22 protein-coding genes and 3 pseudogenes are annotated in these 25359 nt (G+C 71.5%); 16 read left to right on the forward strand and 9 right to left on the reverse strand.

Going from position 1 to position 25359, the window contains the following annotated elements:
- The first annotated feature begins 3 nt into the window (after positions 1-3).
- Positions 4-756, forward strand: a complete 753-nt coding sequence (gene ppgK / locus OG389_RS24450; protein WP_328300593.1) for a polyphosphate--glucose phosphotransferase — start codon at positions 4-6, stop codon at positions 754-756.
- A gap of 38 nt (positions 757-794) precedes the next feature.
- Here the strand turns inward: ppgK and OG389_RS24455 are convergent, their stop codons facing one another.
- A complete protein-coding gene (locus OG389_RS24455; RefSeq protein ID WP_328300594.1) occupies positions 795-1262 on the reverse strand; it encodes a DUF6542 domain-containing protein in 468 nt (155 codons plus the stop codon).
- A gap of 133 nt (positions 1263-1395) precedes the next feature.
- Here OG389_RS24455 and ychF point away from each other — a divergent pair, with 133 nt between their 5' ends.
- Complete coding sequence (ychF, locus tag OG389_RS24460) at positions 1396-2484, forward strand: redox-regulated ATPase YchF (protein WP_328300595.1); 1089 nt, start codon at positions 1396-1398, stop codon at positions 2482-2484.
- A 112-nt stretch (positions 2485-2596) separates the two neighbouring features.
- Here the strand turns inward: ychF and OG389_RS24465 are convergent, their stop codons facing one another.
- The 3 genes and pseudogenes from OG389_RS24465 to OG389_RS36815 all read right to left on the reverse strand — a co-directional run.
- Positions 2597-3178 carry a Uma2 family endonuclease gene (locus tag OG389_RS24465; protein WP_328300596.1) on the reverse strand — a complete coding sequence of 194 codons (582 nt, stop codon included), beginning with the start codon at positions 3176-3178 and terminating at the stop codon, positions 2597-2599.
- A gap of 590 nt (positions 3179-3768) precedes the next feature.
- Positions 3769-4011: pseudogene (locus OG389_RS24470) on the reverse strand (type II toxin-antitoxin system RelE family toxin); the annotation flags it as partial.
- Positions 4012-4146: pseudogene (locus OG389_RS36815) on the reverse strand (type II toxin-antitoxin system prevent-host-death family antitoxin); the annotation flags it as partial.
- A gap of 178 nt (positions 4147-4324) precedes the next feature.
- Between OG389_RS36815 and OG389_RS24475 the strand changes: the two are divergent.
- Positions 4325-4426: pseudogene (locus tag OG389_RS24475) on the forward strand (DNA-binding response regulator); the annotation flags it as partial.
- Positions 4427-4463: 37 nt separating this feature from the next.
- Here the strand turns inward: OG389_RS24475 and OG389_RS24480 are convergent.
- Positions 4464-5468 carry an SMP-30/gluconolactonase/LRE family protein gene (locus tag OG389_RS24480; protein ID WP_328300597.1) on the reverse strand — a complete coding sequence of 335 codons (1005 nt, stop codon included), beginning with the start codon at positions 5466-5468 and terminating at the stop codon, positions 4464-4466.
- 77 nt (positions 5469-5545) lie between these two features.
- Between OG389_RS24480 and OG389_RS24485 the strand changes: the two genes are divergently transcribed.
- The 4 genes from OG389_RS24485 to OG389_RS24500 all read left to right on the forward strand — a co-directional run bounded on the left by OG389_RS24485 (position 5546) and on the right by OG389_RS24500 (position 9442).
- Positions 5546-5983 (forward strand): MarR family winged helix-turn-helix transcriptional regulator, encoded by a 438-nt coding sequence (locus tag OG389_RS24485; protein ID WP_328300598.1) that lies wholly within the window; start codon positions 5546-5548, stop codon positions 5981-5983.
- Positions 5984-6135: 152 nt separating this feature from the next.
- Positions 6136-7398, forward strand: a complete 1263-nt coding sequence (locus OG389_RS24490) for an alpha/beta hydrolase (protein WP_443059331.1) — start codon at positions 6136-6138, stop codon at positions 7396-7398.
- Between the two features lie 137 nt (positions 7399-7535).
- Positions 7536-8639: an alpha/beta hydrolase gene (locus tag OG389_RS24495; protein ID WP_328300599.1), complete on the forward strand. Its 1104-nt coding sequence runs from the start codon at positions 7536-7538 to the stop codon at positions 8637-8639.
- Positions 8549-9442, forward strand: coding sequence for a trypsin-like serine peptidase (locus OG389_RS24500; protein ID WP_328300600.1), 894 nt, complete (start codon positions 8549-8551; stop codon positions 9440-9442). The genes OG389_RS24495 and OG389_RS24500 overlap by 91 nt, the downstream gene beginning before the upstream one ends.
- A 16-nt stretch (positions 9443-9458) precedes the next feature.
- Here the strand turns inward: OG389_RS24500 and OG389_RS24505 are convergent, their stop codons facing one another.
- Positions 9459-10349, reverse strand: a complete 891-nt coding sequence (locus OG389_RS24505) for an EamA family transporter (RefSeq protein WP_328300601.1) — start codon at positions 10347-10349, stop codon at positions 9459-9461.
- A 93-nt stretch (positions 10350-10442) separates the two neighbouring features.
- Positions 10443-11564 carry a pyridoxal-phosphate dependent enzyme gene (locus OG389_RS24510; protein WP_328300602.1) on the reverse strand — a complete coding sequence of 374 codons (1122 nt, stop codon included), beginning with the start codon at positions 11562-11564 and terminating at the stop codon, positions 10443-10445.
- Positions 11565-11787: 223 nt separating this feature from the next.
- Between OG389_RS24510 and OG389_RS24515 the strand changes: the two genes are divergently transcribed.
- The 9 genes from OG389_RS24515 to OG389_RS24555 all read left to right on the forward strand — a co-directional run bounded on the left by OG389_RS24515 (position 11788) and on the right by OG389_RS24555 (position 22439).
- Positions 11788-13362 (forward strand): S8 family peptidase, encoded by a 1575-nt coding sequence (locus OG389_RS24515; protein WP_328300603.1) that lies wholly within the window; start codon positions 11788-11790, stop codon positions 13360-13362.
- A gap of 185 nt (positions 13363-13547) precedes the next feature.
- Complete coding sequence (locus OG389_RS24520; RefSeq protein ID WP_328300604.1) at positions 13548-14774, forward strand: DUF4190 domain-containing protein; 1227 nt, start codon at positions 13548-13550, stop codon at positions 14772-14774.
- Positions 14775-14891: 117 nt separating this feature from the next.
- Positions 14892-15644 (forward strand): GntR family transcriptional regulator, encoded by a 753-nt coding sequence (locus OG389_RS24525; protein ID WP_328300605.1) that lies wholly within the window; start codon positions 14892-14894, stop codon positions 15642-15644.
- 183 nt (positions 15645-15827) lie between these two features.
- Positions 15828-17513, forward strand: coding sequence for a purine-cytosine permease family protein (locus OG389_RS24530; protein ID WP_328300606.1), 1686 nt, complete (start codon positions 15828-15830; stop codon positions 17511-17513).
- A gap of 160 nt (positions 17514-17673) precedes the next feature.
- Positions 17674-17877, forward strand: coding sequence for an SPOR domain-containing protein (locus tag OG389_RS24535; RefSeq protein WP_328300607.1), 204 nt, complete (start codon positions 17674-17676; stop codon positions 17875-17877).
- A gap of 41 nt (positions 17878-17918) precedes the next feature.
- A complete protein-coding gene (locus OG389_RS24540) occupies positions 17919-18332 on the forward strand; it encodes a (deoxy)nucleoside triphosphate pyrophosphohydrolase (RefSeq protein ID WP_328300608.1) in 414 nt (137 codons plus the stop codon).
- A gap of 167 nt (positions 18333-18499) precedes the next feature.
- Positions 18500-18928: an ATP-binding protein gene (locus tag OG389_RS24545; RefSeq protein WP_328300609.1), complete on the forward strand. Its 429-nt coding sequence runs from the start codon at positions 18500-18502 to the stop codon at positions 18926-18928.
- Positions 18929-19113: 185 nt separating this feature from the next.
- Positions 19114-21714, forward strand: a complete 2601-nt coding sequence (locus OG389_RS24550; RefSeq protein ID WP_328304053.1) for a SpoIIE family protein phosphatase — start codon at positions 19114-19116, stop codon at positions 21712-21714.
- A 62-nt stretch (positions 21715-21776) separates the two neighbouring features.
- The gene (locus OG389_RS24555; RefSeq protein WP_328300610.1) at positions 21777-22439 is read left to right on the forward strand and encodes a hypothetical protein; all 663 of its coding nucleotides are present in this window, start codon (positions 21777-21779) and stop codon (positions 22437-22439) included.
- 59 nt (positions 22440-22498) lie between these two features.
- Here the strand turns inward: OG389_RS24555 and OG389_RS24560 are convergent, their stop codons facing one another.
- Complete coding sequence (locus OG389_RS24560; RefSeq protein ID WP_328300611.1) at positions 22499-23218, reverse strand: PspA/IM30 family protein; 720 nt, start codon at positions 23216-23218, stop codon at positions 22499-22501.
- Positions 23219-23280: 62 nt separating this feature from the next.
- On the reverse strand, positions 23281-25347 hold the full coding sequence (locus OG389_RS24565) for a TPM domain-containing protein (protein ID WP_443059452.1): 2067 nt from the start codon (positions 25345-25347) through the stop codon (positions 23281-23283).
- Positions 25348-25359 lie beyond the last annotated feature (12 nt).

The following is a 25359-nucleotide window of genomic DNA, read 5'->3' on the forward strand; positions in this document are numbered from 1 at the left end:
TCCATGGAGATCTTCGGCGTGGACATCGGCGGTTCCGGGATCAAGGGCGCTCCCGTGGACCTCAACCGTGGCGACCTGGCGCAGGAGCGCCACAAGGTACTGACACCGCAGCCGGCCACCCCCGAGGGGGTGGCCGGCTGTGTCGTCGAAGTGGTGCGCCACTTCGACTGGGACGGCCCGGTCGGGGTGACGTTCCCCGGGGTGGTCACGGGCGGGGTGACCCGGTCGGCGGCCAACATGGACAAGGGCTGGGTCGGCGTCGACACGGCGGCGCTGCTCTCCTCGCGCCTGGAGGGCCGGCCGGTCACGGTGCTGAACGACGCGGACGCGGCCGGGGTCGCGGAAATGACCTACGGCGCGGGGCGCGGGGTCGCCGGCACCGTCATCCTGCTCACGCTGGGCACCGGGATCGGCAGCGCCCTCTTCACGGACGGGCGGCTGGTGCCCAACAGCGAGTTGGGCCACCTGGAGCTGAAGGGCCACGACGCGGAGACGCGGGCTTCGGTGAAGGCGAAGGAGGACGGTGACCTGACCTGGGAGCGCTGGGCGCACCGGGTGGGGAGGTACCTGGCGCACGTGGAGATGCTGTTCTCCCCGGACCTCTTCATCATCGGGGGCGGTGTGAGCCGCAAGCCGGAGAAGTTCCTGCCGCTGATCGAGGGCGTACGGGCGGAGATCGTTCCGGCGAAGCTGCAGAACAACGCGGGCATCGTGGGTGCGGCGATGGCGGCGCGCCCGGCGTCGGCGTCCGGGTAGCCGCGGCAGCCGTCGTCGCAGCCCCTGCCGCCGTCAGCTCAGGCGACGCGGCGGGGCATGCGCCGGCGGCCGATGAGGACGGCCTTGCGCACGACCACGATCAGTGCGGCGACGAGCGTCCCCGCGTACAGCCAGCCGGCGTGCAGGGACAGCGCGGACACCAGCCCCATCACTTCCCCGGCGAAGCCGCCGGAGCCGCCCGACACGGGCCACACTCCGGCGGCGAAGGCGATCGGGGCGGTGATGGGCGCGGTGATCAGGTCGGCCGGCCGCACCCACAGGGCGGTGGCCGCCGCCACGGGCAGGAAGAGCAGCCCGTAGACGAACAGCGAGGCGTCGAACAGCAGCCAGTCGATACCGCCGACCAGGAACATGGCGGCGCAGGCGAACAGCCCGCCGCCGAGTCCCGTCAGCCGGGGCCGCGGCAGCCGGCGTACCGGAGCGGGGGCCGTGGGGGCTGCCCGCTCCGCTGGGTGACGTACCGTACGCGCCTTGTATCGCTCCACCCCTCAAAACTAGGCGGGGGGCCGCCGATCGTGTGCCCGGACACGCGTACATCCGTGCCCCCTCATCGGAAAGTAAACTGTCCGGTGGCCCACTCCGGGCCGCCGCCCCCTCCAGCTACGGGAAGTCGCCAACGTGTCGCTCACGATCGGAATCGTCGGCCTGCCGAATGTCGGCAAGTCGACCCTGTTCAACGCCCTGACCAAGAACGACGTGCTGGCGGCCAACTACCCGTTCGCCACGATCGAGCCGAACGTCGGCGTCGTCGGCGTTCCGGACGCGCGTCTCGGCGTCCTGGCCGGCATCTTCGGTTCGCAGAAGCTCCTCCCGGCGACGGTCGACTTCGTCGACATCGCGGGCATCGTGCGCGGTGCGTCGGAGGGCGAGGGCCTCGGCAACAAGTTCCTCGCGAACATCCGCGAGTCGGACGCGATCTGCCAGGTCATCCGCGCCTTCAAGGACGAGAACGTCGTCCACGTCGACGGCAAGGTCTCGCCGAAGGACGACATCGAGACGATCAACACCGAGCTGATCCTCGCGGACCTCCAGTCCATCGAGAAGGCGGTGCCGCGCCTGACGAAGGAGTCCCGCCTCCAGAAGGAGAAGGTCGCGGTCCTCGCGGCCGTCGAGAAGGCCGTGAAGATCCTCGAAGCGGGCGACACCCTCTTCTCGCACGGCATCACGAAGGGTACGGAGCAGGGTGACCTCCTCCACGAGCTGCACCTCCTCACGGTCAAGCCGTTCCTCTACGTCTTCAACGTGGACGAGGACGAGCTGACCGACGACGCCTTCAAGGCGGAGCAGAGCGCGCTGGTGGCCCCGGCCGAGGCGATCTTCCTGAACGCCAAGCTGGAGGCGGAGCTCATCGAGCTCGAGGACGACGAGGCGCTCGAGCTCCTCCAGTCGGTCGGCCAGGACGAGCCCGGCATGGCCACCCTCGGCCGCGTCGGCTTCACCACCCTGGGCCTGCAGACCTACCTGACGGCCGGCCCGAAGGAAACCCGCGCCTGGACCATCAAGAAGGGCGCCACCGCCCCCGAGGCCGCCGGCGTGATCCACACCGACTTCCAGCGCGGCTTCATCAAGGCGGAGATCATCTCCTTCGCGGACCTGGTCGAATGCGGCTCGGTCGCCGAGGCCCGCTCCAAGGGCAAGGCCCGCATGGAGGGCAAGGACTACGTCATGCAGGACGGCGACGTGGTGGAGTTCCGCTTCAACGTGTAGTCGTCTCATTACTGTACGTTAGATGATTTCGTCAAATGTGCAGGTCAGAAGGGGTCGGACTCTGGTGAGTCCGACCCCTTCTGCATTCCCGTGCTGACTTGGTGCTGACTTTTCAGCTGCTTCGGGGCGGCGTGAGCTTGTCGAGGTCCAGGCTGACCTCGAAGGGCACCGGGCGCCGGAGAGTGCCCCGGAAGATCCCGGCGGGTGCGTAGGCGCCGGTGGGTTCGTCGAGCTCGTAGACGTGGACGACGGGTGCCCCGTCCTCGTCCTCGATGCACCAGTAGTGCGGGATGCCGGCCTCCGCGTACTTGCGGAGCTTTACTGTGCGATCGCGATGGGCGGACTCGGGTGACACCGCCTCCACGACGAGCTTCACGTCCTCCGGGGCGTACCAGGTGCGGTCGGGGTCATAGGGCAGGTCCGTCAGCAAGAGGTCCGGCTCGGGGCGGTTGCGGGCATCCAGGCGGATCGTCATCTCGCGCTCAACCTCGAAGCCGGCCGGCGCCTGCGCCATGAGCGTGGTGGTCAGGGCGGTGACGAGGCGGCCATGCCAGGACCGCTGGGGCGACATCATGAAGACGAGGGCTCCGTCGATCAGCTCGGTGTGGCGGGGCGCCTCGGGGAGGCGGTCGAGGTCCTCCGCGAACCAGCCTTCCGCGCGCGGCGGGCGCATCCAGTCGGGCAGTGCGGTCATGGCTTCACGGTAGCGGCCCGCAGCTCGAGCTGGAGAGCCAACGATCCCGGCCGGAGGATTTTCGGCAACTTGCCGCGCCGTAACCGACCACCCACCTGACATCCGGCCATGAGTGACTCATCGGTCCAGTTCGCCACGTTGGTCATCTCCGTGACGGCCTGCGTCTTCTCGACGACAGCCGCGTTTTAGGCCCTCGTCTACAACCGACGTCAGGCGAGAGCGGTCGCGCAAGCCAACGCCCTCACGGAAAAGGCGCAATGCGAGCAGGCGGAGCCGTATGTCATCGTCGACATCAGGCCTCGTATCCCTGGGTCATCCGTTGTCCTCATCGGAGCTGCCCAAGGTCTACGAGTTCCGGGTGAAGGCGGACGGGCCCTTCGGTCGCGTCGACCCGCTTACCTACGCGGCGGAGTGGAGCGCGCACCAGATCGCCAAGCGCCTCAAGACAAGTGCGGATGCGCAGGAGGGGCAGTCGCGCTCCGTCGAAGCACTGAGCCGTCAGATTCAGAGGGAATTGGAACGTCAGCACCCGGAACACGGGTCGGACCTTGAGGGCTCCGGCTCGGTGGAATCCGCGATCCATCAGATCGCCGGTGTCCCGCGTGAACGACCCAGACCACCAGCTCTCCGTTGTCGATCGTGTAAACGACGCGATGGTCGCCGACGCGCAGGCGGCGACGTTCGGGCTGGGACACCAGCGCAGTGGTGGTGAAGCCGAGGGGGCCGGTCTCCAGCTCGGTCAGCTTGGCCAGCATGCGCAGTGCCGTGTCGCGAGGGATCTTCCGAAGTTCGGCCTGCGCCTCGGGGCGGAAGAAGGTTCGGTACTCACTCACCCGCGCCAGCGTCTCCCTCATGATGTCCTCGATCGGGATGCCGGGAGCCGGGTTGGCCGTGCGCTCGTCGATGATCCGGTTGATCTCGCGCTCTTCCCATTCCTGGTACTTGCGCAGCACCTCGATACGCTCAACGATCGGCTGATGACAGCGCCGGGAGTCACGTTTCCGCAGGTGGGAGGTCCGCGCTCAACGTTCAGTTCAACGCCTGAGCGGATGAAATGGCATCGCGTCGCCGACGTGGCAAGTGCAGGTCAGAGGGGGTCGGACTCTGGCGAGTCCGACCCCCTCTGCGGTGGGATCGCGATGGGCGGACTCGGGGGAGAGGGGCTGCGTGCGGCTGCGCCGGATCCAGCCGGACCTGCCCGTTCTCATGCTCTCCCAGTACGTGCAGCGTTCGTACGCCGCCGTCTTGGCCTACCTCCGGGACTGAACGGCGCGCGGCGGGGGCCTCAGAATCCGCGGACCGAGGCGACCGTGAACGCGGTCGGGGCGCCGGTGGAGGGCATCGGGCCGCCGTCCTTGTCGAACTGGGACCGGACCACCAGGGTGCGGCCCGGGACCTGGACCAGCGTGGTCGGGATCTGCAGCGAGGGGTCCGTGACCGTGCGGACCAGGCGGGCCCGGGTGCCGTCCGCCGAGAGCTGCCAGCGGCTCAGGGTGTTCCGCGTGTTCTGGGCCGCGCGCAGGACGCCGCCGGGGGCGAGGTCGAGGCCGTCGGCGGTCTTCAGGTCGCCGCCGCGCAGGGCGACCCGGGAGACCGCGCCGGAGCGCAGGTCGATGCGGAACAGATCGCCCGCCGTCATGTCCACGGTGAGCAGGAAGCGGCCGGCCGGGTCCGCCGCGATGCCGTTCAGGCTGAAGCTGCCCGCCGGGGACGGGGTGAGCCGCCCGCTCAGGTCGTACGCGGGCAGCAGCGGGCCGGAGCCGGCGGCGAGCTGGTCCGGGGTCACCCGGTAGACCACGGCGCGGACGCTGTCGGTGAGGTACGCGGTGCCGTCCGGGGTGACGGCGAGGTCGTTGAGGAAGCGCGGCTCGCTTCCGGGGATCTCGAAGTGGGCCGTGCGGGCCCCCGAGCGGGTGTCGTAGACCGATACGCCCGAGGTGGAGTCGGTCACCCAGAGCCTGCCGTGCGCGTCGACCCGCAGTCCGTTCGCGGTGTGGCGGCCGTCGGTGCCCGAGGGCAGGAAGACCTCCGCCGCGCGCCCGCCGGAGCGGGCCCGGTAGACGGTGCCGTCCGTGTAGGAGCCCACGTAGACCGTGCCGGTGCGGGGGTCGGCGGCTATGCCCTCGGGGAAGACCTTCGCGCCGGGAAGGGTGAAGGCCGTGGCGATCCGCGTACGCGAACCGTCGCCGCCGGGGGCCTCGCCGCCAGAAGCGGTGGCCGCGGGGGCCGCGCCGAGGGTGAGGGCGGCGGTCAGGGTGAGCAGGGCCGCGGGCAGGAACTTCTTCGTCATCGGACGTCCTCTTCTCTCTGGATGTACACGAATGTAAGTTAGAGCTCTAATGCATGCAAGGGCTTTATGATGCGTGAATGACTTCCATGCCCGCCGAGGAGCGCATCGGTTCCTACATCAAGCGCGCCGAGCAGGCGCTCCTCGGGGCCAAGAACACGGCGGTGCGGCCGGCCGCAGTAACGGTTCCGCAGTACGCCGCACTGCTCTGGCTCTCCGAGAAGCCCGGGATCTCCGCCGCAGCGCTCGCGCGCCTGTGCGGGGTGACGCCGCCGACCATGAACACCGTGCTGAAGAACCTCCAGGAGCGCGGCCTCATCGAGCGGACCCCGCACGAGCTGCACCGCAACGTCCTGGAGACCCGGCTCACCGACGAGGGCCGCTCCGTGATGGAGGTGGCCGACGCGGGAGCCGTGGCGGTGGAACGGGCGCTCGCCGCCGAGTTCACCGGGGAGGAGCGGGAGTTGCTCATCGGGCTGCTCGGGCGGTGTGCGGGGGCGCTCGACGCCCTGAGGTGATTCCTGGCGCCGCGGTTCCGGGGATCCTGAATTCCGATCATGTTTTTGCGCTGTTTTGGAACTCTCCGGGGGATTCATGCATCAGGACTAGGGGAACACCCCGTCCTTTCTGTCCCGCCGGGGGGCAGTCATGACCGTTCGGAGCGAAGTTCGTGCACCAGGACCCGCAGCGCCCGCGGCCCGATGGCCAGTCGCACCAGCCCTACCAGCCCTACCAGCCGTACACGCCGGACGGGCAGTACCAGCCGGACGGCCAGTACCAGCCGGACCAGCCGGATCGCCCCGGGGCCCTGCCGGCGCACGAGCAGCAGGCGTACGTCCCCCCGCACATACCCGGGCGCCCCCGGCGCCCCCGCCGCGTGCTGTGGATCAGCGCGGCCGTCGCCTTCGCGCTCCTCCTCGGCGGCGGTGGCTTCGCTGCCTGGAAGCTGGACTGGTTCTCCGGCAACGGCTCCGAGGTGAGCTTCGGCAAGACCCCGCCGCCCGCCGTCGCGGAGGGCGGGACGAAGACCCCGGGTCAGGTACCGGCGAGCCCGCCCGCGCCGACCGGCGACCCCGACGTGCAGCTGGAGACCGGCCCGCGCGCGGAGTTCAAGCAGACCGCCAAGCTCGACGACGGCACGGTCATCGCCAAGACCCGGCTGGCGGGCGCCAAGTCCGGATTCACGGGCGACGTCTGGGTCTGGACGCCGAAGGAGTACAACGACCCGAAGTACGCCAGGAGCGGCTTCCCGGTCCTCATCGCGCTCCCCGGTGGCAACGGCTTCCCGTCCAATTACTGGTCCGACCGCAGCCTCGGCCTCCAAAAGGCCATCAGCGAGGGCGTCCAGGCCGGCACCAGCCTGCCGTTCGTCCTGGTCATGCCGGTGCTCAACCCGGACGCCAAGTACTACTACGACGGCTCCGACATCCCCGGACAGCCCAAGATGGGCACGTGGATCGCCGAGGACGTCCCGGACTTCGCCCGCGCCAACTTCCGTACGTACAGATCGCGCGACGGGTGGGCCTTCATGGGCTCCTCCTCCGGCGCCTTCGTGGGCATGAAGCAGGTCCTCCAGCACCCGGACAGGTTCAAAGCCGTGATCGCCAGCGGCGGCGAGATCGTTCCCGACTCCCCGTTCTGGAAGGGACACCAGACGGAGATGGACGCGAACAACCCCGAGAACCTCGCGCAGAAGCTGATCGACGCCAACGGCCCCGAGGTCTACATCAACTTCCAGATCGGGACCAAGGAGAGCGGCAAGCAGCGCATGACGCAGTTCCAGCAGAAGTACGCCAGGGGCCCGGTCAGGATGACCATCCGGGACATCCAGAACGGCGAGCACAACGGCTGGCACTACGTGCGCGGCATGAAGGAGGGCTCGCTCGAGTGGATCAGCAAGGTGCTGAAGGGGCCGAAGCCCGAAACCGGCTGACCGACGTGGCCCGCGCCACGTGCACCCGTCCCAGGCAACCCATCCGGTCGTTCATACCTCTGTTATGGATGTAAGGGGGGACCAATCGGTCCGGCCCGCGCTCCCGCGGGAGCGCCGGAGAAGGAACGGGACAATCCGTGCACCAAGACCAGCAGGACGGCCGCCGTCCCAAGCGCCGTCTGCGCCTGATCCTGATCAGTGGCGGGCTCTGCCTGACCCTGGCCGCGGGCGGTACGGCCGCGTACCGGTACGGGCTCTTCTCGGACGTAGGCGATCCGATCTCCTTCGGGGAGAAGACCCGGACGGCGGCGGCCCCCGCCGCCCATGTCCGGCCCGGCGTGAGCATGCCGACCGGACCGAAGGCCGCGTTCGTCCGCACCGCCCGGCTGCCGGACGGCACCCAGATCGCCAAGACCACCCTGACGGGCAAGAAGTCCGGATTCACGGGTGACGTGTGGGTGTGGGTGCCGAAGGAGTACGACGACCCGGCCTACGCCGACAGTGCCTTCCCCGTCCTGATCTCCCTGCCCGGCGGCCGCGGCTACCCCACGAACTACTGGGGGACGGGCCCCGGACTCGGCCTCCAGAAGGCCGTGAGCGACGGGGCGAAGGCCGGTACGAGCCTGCCCTTCATCCTGATCATGCCGGTGCAGAACGCCGACACCAAGCACCATTTCGACGCCTCGGACATCCCCGGAGAGCCGAAGATGGGCACCTGGATGGTCGAAGACGTCCCGGATTTCACGAAGGCCAATTTCCGGACCTTCACCTCCCGCGACGGCTGGGCCTTCATGGGCTCCTCGGCGGGCGGGTTCGGCGCCTTCAAGCACGTCCTGAAGTACCCCGAACGGTTCAAGGCGGCCATCGCGAGCGGGGTCGACATCGTCCCCGATTCCCCGCTGTGGAAGGGGGACACGCAGGCCATGGACGAGAACAACCCCGAGAAGCTGGCCGAGAAGCTGATCGACGCGGGCGGCCCGGACGTCTACATCAACTTCCAGATCGGCACCGAGGAGAGCGGCCGGGACAAGGCCGAGAAGTTCATCCGGGAGTACGGGAGGGGCCCCGTGCACACCCGCCTGCAGGTGATCCAGGATGGTGAGCACAACGGCAAGTCGTACGTACGCGGGATGAGGGAGGGCGTACTGGAGTGGATCAGCAAGGTGATGTCCGCACCGACCCCGGCCCCGATGCCGCGGCCCACCGGGAGTGGCAGCGCGGGCGCCGCCGCCTCCCGGTGACCGGGGTCAAGGCGATCGCCTCGGCCGCCGCCGCGGGAGCCGCCGCCCTGCTCGCGCTGGTGTTCGTGAAGACCTCCGGCGGCTACCAGGACGGCGGTGCGATCCCCTTCCCCACCGTCGGCGTGCTCATGGCCAACGGTGAGCACTGGTGCACGGCCAGCGTCGTCGACAGCCCGCAGGGCAACGTCGTCGCCACCGCCGCGCACTGCGTGGCCCCCGCGGGCGAGGACGGGCAGCCCGGCGAGGTCGCGCACGACGGGCTGGCCATCGGCGAGCTCGCCTTCGCCCCCGCCTTCTCCGGGGAGGGCTCCGGGAACCAGCCGCTCGGGGTGTGGAAGGTCCGCTCCATCCAGGTCGACGAGCGCTGGACGAAGTGGGGCGACGACACGGCGGACTTCGCCTTCCTCAGCGTCGAACCGGACGAGGACGGGCGCAGCCTGCAGGACGTCGTCGGACACGGCGAGGCCCCGAAGCCCGCCTGGACCTCCGGCTACGACCGGGAGGTGACCGTCGTCGGCTATCCGGAATCGCAGCACAACCCCCAGAACAAGCCCGTCGCCTGTACGACGCAGAGCCGCCACGACGAGGACGACCCGGCGATGCTGTACATCAACTGCTCCGGCTTCTGGACGGGGACCAGCGGCAGCCCGTGGATCGCCGACCGGGGCGGACCGGGTCGGCCGGGGCAGCTGATCGGGGTGCTGAGCGGCGGGGACACGGACGTGGACTCGACGGCCGCGCTCTTCGACGACCGGGCGAAGGCGCTGTACGAGCGGGCCGTGAAGGCGAGGGCGAGGGGCTGAGTCCGGCCCCGGTGGGTCAGCCGCGGCGCTCGGTGCTCACGATCACGCAGACCGCCGCCACGACGATCGCGCCGCCGAGCAGGATCGGCCAGGTCAGGGCCTCGTCGAGGATCAGCCAGCCGAGGGCGACGGCCACGACCGGATTCACGTAGGCGTAGGTGGCCACCAGCGAGAGCGGGGCCGCCCGCAGCAGCCACACGTACGCGGTGAAGCCGACGAGCGAGCCGATCAGCACGAGGTACCCGAGGGCCAGCCAGGAAGCGGTGGAGTACGAGGCGGGGTCCAGGCCGTGCTGCTCGCCGCGGCACAGCCCGACAGCGATCCCGCCGGCCCCGCCCGCGAGCATCTGGTACGCGCTGCCGGTGAAGGGGTTCGCGGGCAGGGTCAGCTTCGCCGCCGAGAAGGAGCCGAGCGACCAGAGCATCGAAGCGGCGATCACCAGCAGCACCCCGCCGAGCCCGATCTCGCCGCCGAGGCCCGGGCTGGTCAGGACGGCGAGCCCGCCGAAGCCCAGCAGCACCCCGGCCAGGGTGCGGGGCGAGGGGCGGTCGCCGGAGCCGGCGCGCAGGACGACCAGCCACATGGGTACGGCGGCCACCAGGAGGGCGGCGAGCCCGGAGGGGATCGTGGTCTCGGCGAGCACGACGAGGCCGTTGCCCCCGAGGACCAGCAGCAGGCCGACGAGGACGGCGGAGCCCACCTGGGCGCGGGTGGCCCTGAGGGCCGACGGGCCGTCGCGCCGGGCGACGATGCCGGCGAGGAGGGCGCCGGCGGTGACGAAGCGGGCGCCGGCGGAGAGGAACGGGGGCATGGTCTCGACGACGATCCGGATGCCGAGGTAGGTCGAGCCCCAGACGACGTAGACGAGGGCGAGGGCGATCCAGACGCGGGTCGTTGAGGTCTGCATGGCGCGGAGCCTATGTCGTTGTCCCTTGCATCCACCTGCCGCCTCCACGGGCTGGACCGGCGGTGGAGCGGAGTCCGGACCGGCGACGCCCGCTCAGGCCGCGGGCGCCGCCAGGCCCGTCTTGGCGCCCGCGCCGCACAGCGGGATCACCGCGGTGCGGTCCTGGAGGGGGTTGTCGGGGGCGGTGGGGCCGACCGCGGCCCAGCAGGCGGCGGCCGTGGGTTCCACGAAGAGCCCGCGCCGGGCGAGGTCGAGCTGGGCGGTGCGGACGGCGTCGTCCGGGACGGTCAGGAAGGTACCGCCGGACTTGCGGACGGCCGCCAGGATCTGGCGGGCCCGCGGCGGCGCCGGGATCGCGATGCCCTCGGCCAGGGTGGGGAGTTGGGGCACGGCTTCGGCGTCCTCGGCGCCCGCGTGGAAGGCGGAGGCCAGCGGGGCGACCGCCGCAGACTGGACGGCGATCAGCGTCGGCGGGCGGACCCCGCGGCGGGCCAGCTCCTCCACCGCCAGCGCGGCCCCGAGCAGCAGCGTGCCGTTGCCGACCGGGACCACCAGCACCTCGGGGAGATGACCGCCCAGGGCCTCCCAGACCTCGTACACGTACGTCTTCGTGCCGTGCAGGAAGTACGGGTTGAAGACGTGGCTGGCGTAGAAGACCCCCGGGAGGTCGGCCGCCTCGCGCGCGGCGACCGCCGCCGCCTCCCGCCCGCCGGGCACCACCCGCACCGCCGCTCCGTGCGCGCGCATCTGCTCGGTCTTCTTCGCCGAGGTGCCCTCCGGCACGAACACCTCGCACTCCAGCCCGGCCCGCGCGCAGTACGCCGCGAACGCCGTCCCGGCGTTGCCGCTGCTGTCCGCCACCACCCGTCGGGGACCCAGCCGCCGGGCCAGCTCCGCGAGCATCACCGCACCCCGGTCCTTGAACGACAGCGTCGGCATCAGGAAGTCGAGCTTGGCGTGCACCCGCTCCGCCAGCGGCACCAGCGGGGTGTTCCCCTCCGCCAGCGTCACGGCGAACGCTCCGGTCAGGGGCAGCGCCGAGCCGTAGCGCCAGAGCGAATTGGGGCCGGCCGCGGGCTCCAGCGGAGCGGTCGGGTCGGGGGTGAAGTCGAGGTCCCACGGGCCGCCGCAGACCGGGCAGCACCAGGGCGCGCTCCGCGCGTCGGCGCGGGTGCCGTCTTCGGCGCAGATGTAACCGGGCAGTGCGTGCGTCATGTGCGGAGCACCTTTACTCGTTCATGGCTGACGTATGGCACGGATGTTACGCGTTCGTTGTCCTCTTGTGGGGAGGTGAGTCCGTGGGCCAACCTTTCGTGAGCGGCGCACCGTTGGGCCGAATGATTTGTCATGGGCATGTCGAAATTGGCCATGTCCCGAACGGTGCCAAGGGTCGCCGCGCACCCCCCGCAGCGCACCACCTATGAAGAGGAACCCTCATATGTCCGTGATGCGTCACACCCGCCGGAGGATCGCCGGCATCGGCGCGACGGCCACACTGGCCCTCGCACTCGGCGCCGCCGCCGCGTTACCCGCCTCGGCGGCCCCGAGCGCCCCGCAGGGCGTCATTGAGAACGCCGGCGCCGAGGGCACCGTCTCCGGCAGCTACATCGTGACCCTGAACGACTCCGCCGCCCGCTCCACCGCCGAGAGCGGCAGGACCGTGGCCAAGCGCTACGGCGCGAGGATCGACCGGACCTACGACGCGGCCCTCAACGGCTACTCCGTCGAGGTCTCCGAGGCGCAAGCCAGGAAGCTCGCCGCCGACCCGGCGGTCAAGTCGGTCGTACAGAACCGCACCTTCACCGTCGACACCACCCAGCCCAGCCCGCCCTCCTGGGGCCTGGACCGGATCGACCAGCGCGCGCTCCCGCTCGACAGCAGCTACACCTACCCGGACAAGGCCGGCGAGGGCGTGACGGCGTACATCATCGACACCGGCGTGCGCATCACGCACACCGAGTTCGGCGGCCGCGCCTCCTACGGCTACGACGCCATCGACAACGACAACACCGCCCAGGACGGCCACGGCCACGGCACCCACGTCGCCGGCACGGTCGCGGGCAGCTCGTACGGCGTGGCCAAGAAGGCGAAGATCGTCGGCGTGCGCGTGCTCGACAACAACGGCTCCGGCACGACCGCCCAGGTCGTCGCCGGCATCGACTGGGTGACCGCGCACGCCGTGAAGCCGGCCGTGGCCAACCTGTCGCTCGGCGGCGGCGCGGACTCCGCGCTCGACACCGCCGTGCGCAACTCCATAGCCAGCGGCATCACCTACGGCGTCGCGGCGGGCAACGAGTCCACCGACGCGAGCACCAAGTCCCCGGCCCGCGTGGCCGAGGCGATCACCGTCGGCGCCACGACCAGCGCCGACGCCAGGGCGAGCTACTCCAACTACGGCACGATCCTGGACCTCTTCGCCCCCGGTTCGAGCATCACCTCCTCGTGGGGCACCGGCGACACCAACACGAACACCATCTCCGGCACCTCGATGGCGACCCCGCACGTCGTCGGCGCGGCCGCGCTCCACCTCGCGGCCAATCCCGCGGCCACCCCGGCCCAGGTCTCCACGGCCCTGGTGAACGCGGCCACGCCGAACGTCTTGACCAGCCCCGGCACCGGCTCCCCGAACCGGCTGCTGAACATCGGCAGCTCGACCACCCCGCCGAACCCGGGCACCCGCTTCGAGAACACCGCCGACTACGCGGTCAACGACAACGCCACCGTCGAGTCGCCGATCACCGTCAGCGGGATCTCCGGCAACGCCCCGGCCACGCTGAGCGTCCCGGTCGACATCAAGCACACCTACGTCGGTGACCTGAAGGTCGACCTGGTCGCCCCCGACGGCACCGTCTACAACCTGCGCAACCGCACCGGCGGCAGCGCGGACAACATCGTCCAGACCTTCACCGTGAACGCCTCCGCCGAGGTGGCCAACGGCGTGTGGAAGCTCCGGGTCGCCGACCTCGCGAGCATCGACACCGGAAAGATCGACTCCTGGGCGCTCCAGTTCTGAGCGGCCCGGACCGAGTCCGGACAGCGGCGCCGGCCGCCGCGTGAAACAGCTGGGCGATGAACCGCGGGGGCGACCGTTTCGACGGTCGTCCCCGCTGCGTACTATTCGCGCATTCGTTCGCGCACCGCCTGGAGCGAACGCTTCCGTCGCCGCAGCCGCCACGCCTTGATGGAGCATCCCGCCCCGTGAGCAACCAGCCCCCGCACTCCTGGCCCCCGCCCCCGCAGGGGTACGCGTACGGCCCGCCCGTGCTCAACGGCTTCGCGCTCGCCTCGCTGCTCGTCGGGCTGCTCTGCTTCCCGCCGCTCGGAGTCGTCTTCGCGATCGTGGCCCTCGTGCAGATCGCGAAGAAGGGCGAGCGGGGCCGGGCGCTCGCCGTCTGCGGCCTGGTGGTGTCGGTGGTGATGACCGGCGTCCTGTTCCTGGCCGCGGAGCGGGCCGCGGACGGTCTCTTCGAGCGGGCCCGCACGATGGGTGCGGCGGAGCCCTACGAGGACGTGGCCGGCGAGCTGGCCGACAGCGACGAGTTGGGCGTCGGCCAGTGCTTCAACGTCCCCGGCGGGGACCTGCTCGCCGAGGACCCCTTCGTCTACCGGATCGCCTGTACGGAGATCCACGACGCGGAGGTCACCTTCGCGATGTCGCTGAGCGGGCCGCGGTTTCCGGGGGAGGACGAGCTGGAGGAGTCGGCCGCGCGGGACTGCTGGCGCGCGCAGGACGCGTACGCGATGGACACGTGGGCGCTGCCCCCGTACGCGGAGATGTTCTACTTCGCCCCCTCGCGCGGGAGCTGGGACGACGGCGACCGGCGGGTCGTGTGCGTGATCGGCACGGCGGAGCAGGAGCACCGGGGCAGCCTGCGCAAGGATGCCGGAATGCTGGATCCCGGCCAGGTGACCTTCCTGCACGCGATGAACGAGGCCGACCTGGCACTGGGGCACGCGCCCGACGCGGACGTCGAGGACGCGCTGGAGGAGTACCGGGCGTGGGCGCGCCAGGTGGACGGGGCGCTGGCCGCCGAGGCGCTGGTGCTGCACGGGGCGACGGAGCGCCCGGAGGTGGCCGGCCCGGCCCGGGCGCAGCGGGAGCGGGTGGAGGCGGCCCGGCGCCAGTGGCAGCGGGCGGCGCGCGAGGTGACCGCGGACGGGTTCGTGGACGCGTGGGACCGGGCGCTCGCCGAGATGCCCGTTTCGACGGAGCAGGCGCTGCGGGGGGCGTACGGGCTGTCGACGACGGTTCCCGAGTGGCTGGAGGGGCAGGATGAGGGCGAGGCGGACGAGGCGGACGGGACGGGGGAGCCGGGTGGGCCCGGCGGGTCCGATGGGTCCAGTGGTTCCGGTGGGTCGTCGGGGAAACCGTCCGTGCAGCCGGCGTCGGCGGGGTCGGCGCGACGTGGGGCAGTGTTCCCGTAACGCGTGGGTTTGAGTGACCTGGCTTCATCACTTCGGGTGAAACTCTGGCCCTTGCTTGCGATGGACAACCCTCGGTTGCCAGGCTGTAGCTGTCTGTCAACCTGATGGGAGTGGCCAGTGACTTTCGGCGAGCAGCCGGCCTATCTGCGCGTCGCCGGGGATCTGCGACGGAAGATCGTCGATGGGTCCCTGCCTCCGCACGCCCGGCTCCCTTCACAGGCCCGGATCCGTGAGGAGTACGGGGTCTCCGACACGGTGGCCCTGGAAGCGCGCAAGGTCCTCATGGCGGAGGGCCTGGTCGAGGGCCGGTCGGGATCCGGCACCTACGTACGAGAACAGCCCGTCCCGCGGCGCGTGGCCCGCTCCGGCTACCGCACGGGCGGGACCTCCACCCCGTTCCGCCAGGAGCAGGCGGAGGCGGGCGCGCGCGGCACCTGGGACTCGAGCAGCGAACAGGTCATCGCCCCGGCGGAGGTCGCGAAACGGCTCGGCATCGAGCCCGGCGAGCGGGTGATGCGGACGCGCTACGTCTACCGGGACGCGGGCGAGGCGATGATGCTGTCGACCTCGTGGGAGCCGCTGACGGTGACCGGGCGGACACCGGTGATGCTGCCGGAGGAGGGGCCGCTCGGCGGCGCGGGCGTGGTCGACCGGATGGCCGCGATCGACGTGGTCGTGGACAACGTGGTGGAGGAGGTCGGGGCGCGGCCGGGCCTGGCGGAGGAGAGCACTCTGCTCGGCGGGGTGCCGGGGCATGTGGTGCTGGTGATCGGGCGCACGTACTTCGCGTCCGGACGGGCCGTGGAAACCGCGGACGTGGTCGTCCCGGCCGACCGGTACCGCCTGGCGTACCACCTGCCGGTGAGGTGACCCTGCCGGCGCCGTGACCCGCGGGGGCCCGGGGGCCGGCCCCCGGGAACGGCGCCGTACCGGAACGCGGACAGGGGGTCGCGGGGGGTGTAACCCCGCCGTGACGTGTGGCCCGGGGGTGTAACCCGCGGGCAATGCCGCAGCGTGACGGGTCGTCACACGGCGGTCCTACCGTCCGGCGGTATGACCGATACCGTCACCCCCGCCCCGGCCCCCGCGCCACCCCGCAGGAGCTACGCCAAACTCGCCGCCGACGAGAGCCGCGAGGACTACTCGCTCAGGTACGCGCCCCACTCCTTCCGCCGCTGGGGCCCCGGCACGGTCGCCGGCACGGCGCTCGGCGGCATCGCCTACCTCGCCGACTTCGCCATCGGCGCCTCCATCGTCTTCGCCTACGGCTTCACCAGCGGAGCCGCCGCGATCCTGGCGGCCGCCGTCGTGATCTTCCTGACCGGCATACCCATCGCCCGCGCGTGCGCCAAGTACGGCCTGGACATGGACCTGGTCACCCGGGGCGCGGGCTTCGGGTACTTCGGCTCCACCCTCACCTCCCTCATCTACGCCTCCTTCACCTTCATCTTCTTCGCCCTCGAAGGCTCGATCATGGCCCAGGCCATGCACCAGGCCGTCGGGCTGCCGGTGGAGCTCGGGTACCTCCTCACCACGCTCGTGGTCATCCCGATCGTCTTCAAGGGCATGGGCGCGCTCGCCAAGGTGCAGGCCTGGACCCAGCCGATCTGGCTCATCGGGCTGGTCCTGCCCTTCCTCGTGCTCGCCTTCGAGGCGCCCGACGCCTGGGGCGCCTTCGCGCACTTCGGCGGGACCGAGGGAGCCGGCTCCGGCTTCTCCTGGATCGGCTTCGGATTCGGCACCGGCATCGCGCTCTCGCTCATCGCGCAGATCGGCGAACAGGCCGACTACCTGCGGTTCATGCCCGCCAAGACCCCGGCCAACAGCCGCCGCTGGAACCTCGCCGTGCTCGCCGCCGGCCCCGGCTGGGTGATCATCGGCGCCGCCAAGCAGCTCGGCGGCGCCTTCCTCGCCTTCGTCGCCCTGGAGGCGGTGGGCAGGACCCACGCGCTGGAGCCGATCGCCCCGCAGCTGGAGGCGCTGCGCCCGTGGCTCGGCGGTCTCGCGCTGCCCGTCGCCGCCCTGTTCGTCGTGGTGTCGCAGATCAAGATCAACGTCACGAACGCCTACAGCGGCTCGCTGTCCTGGTCGAACTTCTTCTCCCGCGTCACCCACCGCCACCCCGGCCGGGTCTGGTACATCTTCCTCAACCTCGCCGTCGCGCTGACGCTGATGGAGCTGAACATGTTCGCGATGCTCGGCAAACTGCTGGGCTTCTACTCCAACGTCGGCATCGCCTGGATCGTCGCCGTCGCCGCCGACCTCGTGATCAACAAGCGGCTCGGTCTCAGCCCGCCGTACATCGAGTTCAAGCGCGCCTACCTCTACTCCGTCAATCCGGCGGGTTTCGGCTCGATGGTGATCGCCTCCACCGTCTCGATCCTCGCCTTCTTCGGTCTTTTCGGGACGTATGCCGAGGCCTTCTCCACGTTCATAGCGGCCGGACTCGCGCTCGTCCTCTGCCCGTTGATCGCGTGGGCGACGAAGGGGAAGTACTACTTGGCCAGGCCGAACACGGTCAACGGCCCGGACGTGGAGGTCGCGGACGTCACCGCGACGCATCTCTGCTCCGTCTGCGAGAGCGCGTACGAGCTCCCCGACATCGCCGACTGCCCGGTCCAGTCCGGCCCGATCTGCTCGCTCTGCTGTTCCCTCGACGCGACCTGCGGGGACGTCTGCCGCAAGGCGCCCCCGGGCGGGGCCGTGATTCTGCCGCTGCCCACCGTGCGCGGGATCTGAACCGGCGCGCACGGCCCACTCGTACGCATGGCCGGATGCGTACGCCTGTGAGGTACCTCTTCGTGAAAAACCGTATCCGCTGAGTGAAGGTCGGGCGTAGGCTCGGGCATATGCGCAATGCGGTTTCCCGGGCGGGTACGTCGGCGGAGGGTGAAACGCGATGAACGACAGCGGTGCCCTGCTCCCGTGGCTGGTCATACGTGAGGACGACAACGGCAACCGCTACCGGGTGGGCCGGTACTCCACCCGGGCCGAGGCCCAGAAAGTCGCCGACAGCCTCGAGAGCAGAGGGCACAAGCAGCTGTACTGGATCGAGCGGCTCGGTCAGGGCGTCACCACCAGCCCGACCGTCACCAAGAACTGAGCGGCACGGCACTCCCGTCGCCACTGCCATAGGCTCCGCCCATGACTGTGCGAGTGGTCGTGGGCGGAGCCCTTTGTCATGAGGGGCGCCTGCTGGCGGCCCGCCGGAGCGCGCCCCCGGAGCTCGCCGGCCGCTGGGAGCTCCCGGGCGGGAAGGCCGAGCCGGGCGAATCGGTACCCGAGGCGTTGGTCCGGGAACTGCGCGAGGAGCTCGGCGTCGAGACCGAGGCGCTGGAGCGGATCCCGGGGGAGTGGCCGCTGAAACCCGGACTCGTCCTGCACGTGTGGACGGCCCGGCTGCTGTCCGGCGACCCGCTCCCGCTGGAGGACCACGACGAGCTGCGCTGGCTCGGGCCCGGGGAGCTGGACTCGGTGGACTGGCTCGACCAGGACCGCCCGGCCGTCGCCGAGGCGGGGCGCCGGCTGCGCCGCGACCCCGCACGGAGGGGCGCGTGACGCGCGCGCTGTAGGCCGTCTGCGCCACAGTGCGCCGGTCCGTGGGTGACCGAGTGGTACGACGCCCCGAATATCGGGTATGTCGCTATTAATCCCTATCTCGTACTTGTCCACGAGGTTCTGTTCTCCCTGTCGAACCGGACTGGGGTCGCCAGCCGGCCCGGGAAGTGATCGGCGTGATCGACACAGACGGTGAATGCGCCGAGTGGGCCTTCCCTGCCGAACCCGGTGCCGTCCGCACCGCCCGCCACGCGGTGCGCGGTGCCCTTCGCGAGTGGGGCCTCGACTCCGTCGGCGACGTCACCGTCCTGCTGGTCAGCGAACTGGTCACCAACTCCCTGCGCTATGCCTCCGGCCCCATCGGGGTCCGTCTCGTACGGCGCAATCCAGCCGTCGCGGACGCTCCCCCGGGTCCGGCACTTCTCGTGGAGGTTTCGGATCCGCTTCCGGATCCGCCCCGTGCGCGCGCCGCCGAGCCCGACGACGAGGGAGGCCGCGGGCTCCATCTGGTGGCCGTCTCGGCACAGCGCTGGGGGACCCGGCACGGGAAGTCGGGCAAGACCGTGTGGTTCGAATTGGCTCTTCCTGGTGAGTAACAAGGTGAGGGGCAGCCGACCAGCACACGGCTTGGCCGGAAAACAACGGGATCTTTTTGTGATCGCGAAGGTCGTGTCGTAGAGCGCCGTGGTGCTGAATACTTCGGTCATGGCCGGTCCGGTTGCGGTGAGCTGGAGGGGACGGTCGCGTGAGCGAGATACCTGTACAGGCACATCAGGCCCGTGTGTCCGGGGAGGCGTCCGGGGAGACCTGGCGCGACTCCCTGTGGCACAGCAGCCCGCCTGGCTCGATATATGACTACATAAAGGTCGCTTCCTTCTCGATCGGGCCCGACGGGCTGATCGACCAGTGGAGTCTGCGCGCCGAAGAAATCTTCGGGCTGACCGCGGTGCAGGCCGTCGGCCGCGACCCGGTCGACGCCTTCATGCCCCCGGAGCTCCGGGCCGGCGGGCACCGCCGGGTGGCCGAGATTCTCGACGGCAAGGAATGGACCGGCCTGATCCCCTTCCGGATGCCCGGCGGCGACGGTGCGCACGGGGTGGCTGAGATCTATGTGATGCCCACTCAGACCGAATCCGCCGAGCGGGCCGCGCTCTGCGTCGTGGTCGACGTACGGGCGCTGCGCCGGATCGAATCCGATCTGGCGGCCTCGCAGGCGATATTCGGTCAATCACCCTTCGGGTTCCTGCTCTTCGGTACCGACCTCACCGTGCAGCGCGCCAACCGCCGCTTCGCGACCGTCTTCGGCGGCGCCGCCGAGGAACACCGCGGCCGCACCGTCCACGACTACCTGCCTCCGCGCGAGGCCGACCGGATGGCCGAGGCGCTGCGCCGGGTCCTGGAGACCGGCGACTCGGTCAACGACCTCCAGATCACCGGCGCCGCCCCCGGCAGCCGGGAGAACCGCCACTGGTCCATCAACCTCTACCGGGTCCACGGCGGCACGGGCCGTCCCGTCGGCGTCGCCGGAATCGGCATCGACGTGACCCGCCGCCACCTCGCCGCCCGCGAGGCGGCCGGGGTCCGGCGCAACCTGGCCCTGCTCAACGAGGCCGGACACCGCATCGGGAACTCCCTGGACCTGGAGACCACCGCCCGCGAGCTCCTCGACGTCACCGTCCCGGGCTTCTGCGACCTGGCCGCCGTCGACCTCTACCAGGGGCTGCTCCTCGGAGACGACGACCGGCCCGCCCGCCCACAGGGCCCCGGTGTGCCCAGCCTGCCCGGCCAGGGTCCGGGACGTGCGCCCTCGGCTCCGCTGCGGCGGGTCGCCTTCGCCTCGGCCGTGTCGGACGCGCCGCTGTCAGGACCCGGCGCGCTGGTCTCCGTAGGGGAGGTCCACCGGTATCCGGCCGGATCGCCGGGCGCGTTCGCGCTGCGCACGGCGCGGCCGCGGCTGGTGGAGGGCGGCGGACCGGAGTCCGGTGACCTCGTCCAGTCCACGCTCGTCGTCCCGCTGGTCGCGCACGACACGGTGGTCGGGCTCGCGCAGTTCTCCCGTACGAAGGGCAGCGAGCCCTTCGGGGAACGCGACCGGGCGGTCGCGGTGGAGCTCGCCGCGCGGGCGGCCGTGTGCATCGACAACGCGCGGCTCTACCGGCGCGAGCACGAGCGCGCGCTGATGCTGCAGCGCAGCCTGCTGCCTCCCGGCGACCCGGAGGCCGCCGGACTCGACATCGCCTGCCGCTACCTGCCCGGGAACGCGGCCACCGAGGTCGGCGGCGACTGGTTCGACGTCATCGAGCTGCCCGGCCACCGCACGGCGCTGGTCGTCGGCGACGTCATGGGCCGGGGACTGCGGGCGGCCGTCGCGATGGGCGAACTGCGCACCGCGGTACGAACGCTCGCGCTGCTGGACCTGGAACCGGCCGAGGTGCTGACCGCACTCGACGAGATCGCCCGGGGCCTCGGGGCGCCCGGCGGATCCCAGCAGGCGTCACGCGCCGCGCTGCACTCGCGGGACGCCGACCGCTCCGAGGTCTACCTCGCGACGTGCGTCTACGCCGTGTACGACCCGGTCACGCGGCGCTGCACCATAGCCAACGCGGGCCACATGCCCCCCGTGCTGGTGGAACCGGTGGAGGAGGGCGGCGTGCCGAGGCCCGGACTGCTGCTGGAGATCCCGACCGGAATGCCGCTGGGCGTGGGCGGGGAACCCTTCGAGGAGGTCGAGGTCGAACTCCCGGAGGGCGCGCTGCTCGCGCTGTACACCGACGGCCTGGTCGAATCCCGGGACCACCCGCTGGAGGAGGGCCTGCGGGGCCTGCGGGACGCGTTGGCGGACCCCGCGCGTCCCTTGGAGGAGGTCTGCGACCACGTCCTGAACACCCTGGACACCCGGCACGGCGAGGACGACATCGCCCTGCTGATGGCCCGGGTCCAGGGCCTCCCGATGGACGCGGTCGGCGACTGGCAGCTGCCGCGCGAGGCCCGCTCGGTGGGCCGGGCGCGCGAGCTGGCCCGCGCGAAGCTGCCCGCGTGGGGTCTGGAAGGGCTGCTGGACACCACGGAACTGCTGGTCAGCGAGCTCGTCACCAATGCCCTGCGCTACGGAGAGGGGGAGATCCGGCTGCGCCTCCTGCTGGACCGGACCCTCGTCTGTGAGGTCTGGGACGCCAACCTGGTCCAGCCCCGCCGCCGTCGCGCGCGCGACACGGACGAGGGCGGCCGCGGTCTCCAGCTGGTCGGCCTGCTCTCGGCGGGCTGGGGAACCCGCCGCACCCACCGGGGCAAGACGGTCTGGTTCGAACTTCCGCTGCCGGGCGCGGTGGCGGAGGCGGTGGGGGAACTCTCGGCGGAGCAGCTGCTGAGCATGTACGGGTAGAGCACACGGAAAACGGCACTCGGAAAACGGCATACGGGAAAACGGCATACGGGGATGCGCACGTGAGTACGGGCCAGTGGATCGTTGCCGCCCTGTGGCGGTACGTCGTGACCGCCATGGTCGGTGTGGGGGCCCTGGCGGCGGTACTGGCCGCCACCGAGGGGCTCACCGACGGTGTGTTCTCGCTCGGGCTGCGGGTGGTGCTGGTGGCGGTGCCCCTGCTGACGGTCGCGACCATGGCCGTGGTCCTCCCGCTGGCCGGCCGCCGCTTCGAACCGCCGACGGGCGGCGCCCAGCGGATCCGGGGCGGCTGGATGGTGGTGCTTCCACTGGTTCCGGCGCTGCCGCTGCTCCTGATCGGGCCGCACCTGTACCTGATCCTGCTGGTCACGCAGCTCGTCTACGTGGTCCTGGTGCTGCCCTGCCAGGATGCCCGCGACACGGCGGAGGCCCTGCGCTCGCTCGCCGACCCTGACGTCCCGGCGGAGCAGCGGGCCCGGATCGCGCGGGCGGTCGGTGAGCTCCGCCGCTCCAGGCCCGTGGTGGAATCCCTGGTGGGCGCCGCGGCCGACACGGCGCCGGAGGTCGCCGAGGCGGCGCTGGAGAGCCTCTACGGAATCTGGCGGCGGGACGGGGTCGTCGGCGAGGACCTGCTGCTGAGGCTCCCCGCGCAGGGCCAGGACGGGGTCCGGGCCCTCGGCGTCAGGGTCCGCAGCCCCTGGTGAGGAGCGGGTGCGGGCCGCCCGCGGCGGGGCGGCCCGCAGCAGGGGGGCGCCGGCGGCCGTCAGGCGGCCCTGCCGGCCTTCAGGGCGGCCAGGCGGGCCTCGATCTCCGAGGTCTTGCCGAGGTTGTCCAGGGACTCGAACTGCGAATCCAGTGAGGACGCCGCGAGTTCCTGCTTGCCCAGCGCCAAGGCCTCCTCGCGGCGGACCTTGTCCTCGAAGCGGGTCAGGTCGCTGGTGGGGTCCATGACGTCGATGTTCTTGACCGCGTCCATCATCGTGTTCTGCGCCTGGGCGGTCTTGGCGCGGGCCACCAGTTCGTCGCGCTTGGCCGTCAGCTCGGTCAGCTTGTTCTTCATCGAGTCCAGCCCGGACTTGAGCTTGTCGACCACATCGGTCTGGGCGGCGATCGTCGGCTCGGCCGTCGTCGCCTCCTTCTCCGACTGCATCTGGCGGCCGAGGGCGACCTTGGCGAGGTTGTCGAACTTGTCGGCGTCCGCCGTCGAACCCGCCGCCCGCAGCTCGTCCCCCTTCTTGCTCGCGGCGAGGGCCTTGCCGCCCCACTCGGCGGCCGCGTCCACGTCCTCCTTGTGGTCGGCCTCCAGCATCCGCAGGTTGCCGATGGTGGTGGCGACGGCCTGCTCCGCCTCCGAGATGTTGTTCGTGTAGTCGCGGATCAGCTGGTCCAGCATCTTCTGCGGGTCCTCGGCCTGGTCCAGCAGGGAGTTGATGTTGGCTTTGGCGAGCTGGGTGACGCGGCCGAGGATGGTCTGCTTGCTCATGTGCGCTGTCTCCTTGGGGGAATGAGAACCAGGGGAGGGAGGAGGGGGGAGCGGGGAGCGGGCTAGAAACGGCCGCCGCCGCCCATGCGGCCGCGGGTGCCGCCGCCGCCGAAGGAGCCCGGGCCGCTGCCGCCCCCGCCGCCGCCGAAGCCGCCGCCCCCGCCGAAGCCCCCGCCGAAGCCGCCTCCGCCGCGGCCCCGGCCGCCGTTCAGGATTTCGCCGAGGATGATCCCGCCGAGCACCGCGCCGCTCATGCCGCTGCCCTGCTGCCGGCCGCCACCGCCGTACGGGTTCTGGTACCCCCGCACGTCCTGCTCGGCCAGTTGCTGCGCCTGGCGCGCCAGTGAGTCCGCCTGCTGGGCCTCGGCGAGGGCGCCCGCCGGGTCCGGGCCCGCCAGGGAGGCGGACCGTTCCAGGTGGCGCTGCGCCTCCGCCAGCCGGGTACGGGCCTGGCTGCCCACCGCGCCCCGGCTGGTGGTGATGTAGTCCGCGGCCGCGCCGATCGCGCTGCGGGCCGTGAGCAGGGCCTGGTCGAGCAGGGCCGTCGCCCGCTGGCGGCCCGACTCGCGCTCGCGGGCACCGGCCAGCGCCTCGTCGAGGGCCGCGTCGGCCTCCTCCACGCGGCGCAGGGCGTCCAGCGGGTCGTACCGGCCGGCGCTCTGCTCCTGCCGTACGTCGGCCAGTACCGCCTCCGCCCGGCTGATCCGGCCGCGCAGATCGGCGGTCGAGGTGCCCTCGGTGGTGCCGGTCAGCAGGCCGCGCGCGTCGGCGAGGTCCGTGTCCGTCTCGTTCAGCGCGCCCGTGAGCTTCCCGGCGGCCTCCGCGAGCTCCTGCGCGCGCCGCTCCACCGCGTCCACCAGGGTCGTCGCCTGGTCCACCGCGCCCTCGGCGGCCCGGACGTGCACGGCGGCCCTGCCGTTGTCGCCGGTGCCCAGCGCGGCGCGGGCCTCGCCCAGGCTGGTGGTCGCGAACAGCAGCCGGTCCTTCGCCTGTTCGGGGTTGGAGGCCACCGGCGCGGACGCGGAGTCCGCGTACTGGCGGCCGAGCGCCGTGAGGGTCGCCTCCGCCGTCGTCGTACGGCCCGTCAGTTCGCGGAAGTGGCCCTCCACCGTCGCGAGTGCCTGCGGCGCGTTCTTCTCCAGGTCCCGCAGCCGGTCGAAGTCCGCCGTCTCGGCGTCGAGCCGCCGGCTCGCCTCCGTGCAGCGGGCGACGATCTCGTCCAGCATCCGGCGCCGGGTGGCGTCGTCCTCCGGGTACGCGTCGTCGAGCTGCTGGCGCAGCCGGAACGCGGCCGTCAGCTCGCCCTTGCCATATTCCACGGCCGCTGTGAACGCCGCTACCGCCTCCTCGCCGAACTGGGCGGTGGCGAAGCCGAGTTCCTCGGTGCTCGTGCGGATCGCGTCATCGGTCCCCACCAGCATGGCCCTGGCCTTCGCGTCCAGGTCCGGCAGGGCGGGCGGTGCGGGTGGGGTGTCCTGCCCGGACCAGCCGGTGGTCTTCGGGTCGCCGCCGCCGCTCGCGTTCCTGCGCTTGCGGCGGCTGTACGCGTACGCCCCGAGGGCGCCGGCCGCGCCGACCGCGACCACCGGCAGGACGAAGTCCCCGGCGCCGCTCCCGCCGCTCGCCGAGGCGCCACCGGGATCGGCCTCGCCGGGGGTGATGGCGGGCACCGGCACGGGCCGCCCGCCCAGGACCGCGTCGTAGCCGTTGGCCGCGCCGATCGCCGCGCCCGCCCAGTCGTTCTGCTTCAGGGCCGGCTCGACGGCGGTCTGCGCGACCGCCGCGAGCTGCTCCGCGGTGAAACCGGAGTCGGCATCGGCCGAATAGGCGTACTGCCGGGCCCCGGTGGCGACGGCCAGCAGGACGTCGTTCTGCCCGAGGCCGTTCTTCTGGGCGGTGGCGTCGGCCCAGCTCTGCGCGGAGCGTCCGGAGAAGTCGCGTACGTAGGTGACGAAGAGCTGGATCCGCCGGTCGGAGTACAGCTTGTCCAGCGCGGCCGTCACGGCGGCCCCGCGGTCGCCCAGGGCGCCCACGCGGTCGGTGATCTGCCCCTGCTGGGACAGGGTGACGGGGTCGTCGGCCCGGGCGGCCGGGGCGGTGGCCGTCACCCAGCCGGTGAGCGCGAGCAGCGCGGCGGCGAG

This window comes from Streptomyces sp. NBC_00435 (assembly GCF_036014235.1).
In the GTDB taxonomy this organism is placed as follows: Bacteria; Actinomycetota; Actinomycetes; order Streptomycetales; family Streptomycetaceae; genus Streptomyces.

Coding starts and splice junctions, on each gene's coding strand:
- OG389_RS24560 (WP_328300611.1), bottom strand. CDS start 23,218: ATGAGCAAGCAGACCATCCTCGGCCGCGTCACCCAGCTCGCCAAAGCC.
- OG389_RS24505 (WP_328300601.1), bottom strand. CDS start 10,349: ATGCAGACCTCAACGACCCGCGTCTGGATCGCCCTCGCCCTCGTCTAC.
- OG389_RS24510 (WP_328300602.1), bottom strand. CDS start 11,564: ATGACGCACGCACTGCCCGGTTACATCTGCGCCGAAGACGGCACCCGC.
- ppgK (WP_328300593.1), top strand. CDS start 4: ATGGAGATCTTCGGCGTGGACATCGGCGGTTCCGGGATCAAGGGCGCT.
- OG389_RS24465 (WP_328300596.1), bottom strand. CDS start 3,178: ATGACCGCACTGCCCGACTGGATGCGCCCGCCGCGCGCGGAAGGCTGG.
- OG389_RS24530 (WP_328300606.1), top strand. CDS start 15,828: ATGACCGATACCGTCACCCCCGCCCCGGCCCCCGCGCCACCCCGCAGG.
- OG389_RS24515 (WP_328300603.1), top strand. CDS start 11,788: ATGTCCGTGATGCGTCACACCCGCCGGAGGATCGCCGGCATCGGCGCG.
- OG389_RS24485 (WP_328300598.1), top strand. CDS start 5,546: ATGACTTCCATGCCCGCCGAGGAGCGCATCGGTTCCTACATCAAGCGC.
- OG389_RS24540 (WP_328300608.1), top strand. CDS start 17,919: ATGACTGTGCGAGTGGTCGTGGGCGGAGCCCTTTGTCATGAGGGGCGC.
- OG389_RS24480 (WP_328300597.1), bottom strand. CDS start 5,468: ATGACGAAGAAGTTCCTGCCCGCGGCCCTGCTCACCCTGACCGCCGCC.
- OG389_RS24535 (WP_328300607.1), top strand. CDS start 17,674: ATGAACGACAGCGGTGCCCTGCTCCCGTGGCTGGTCATACGTGAGGAC.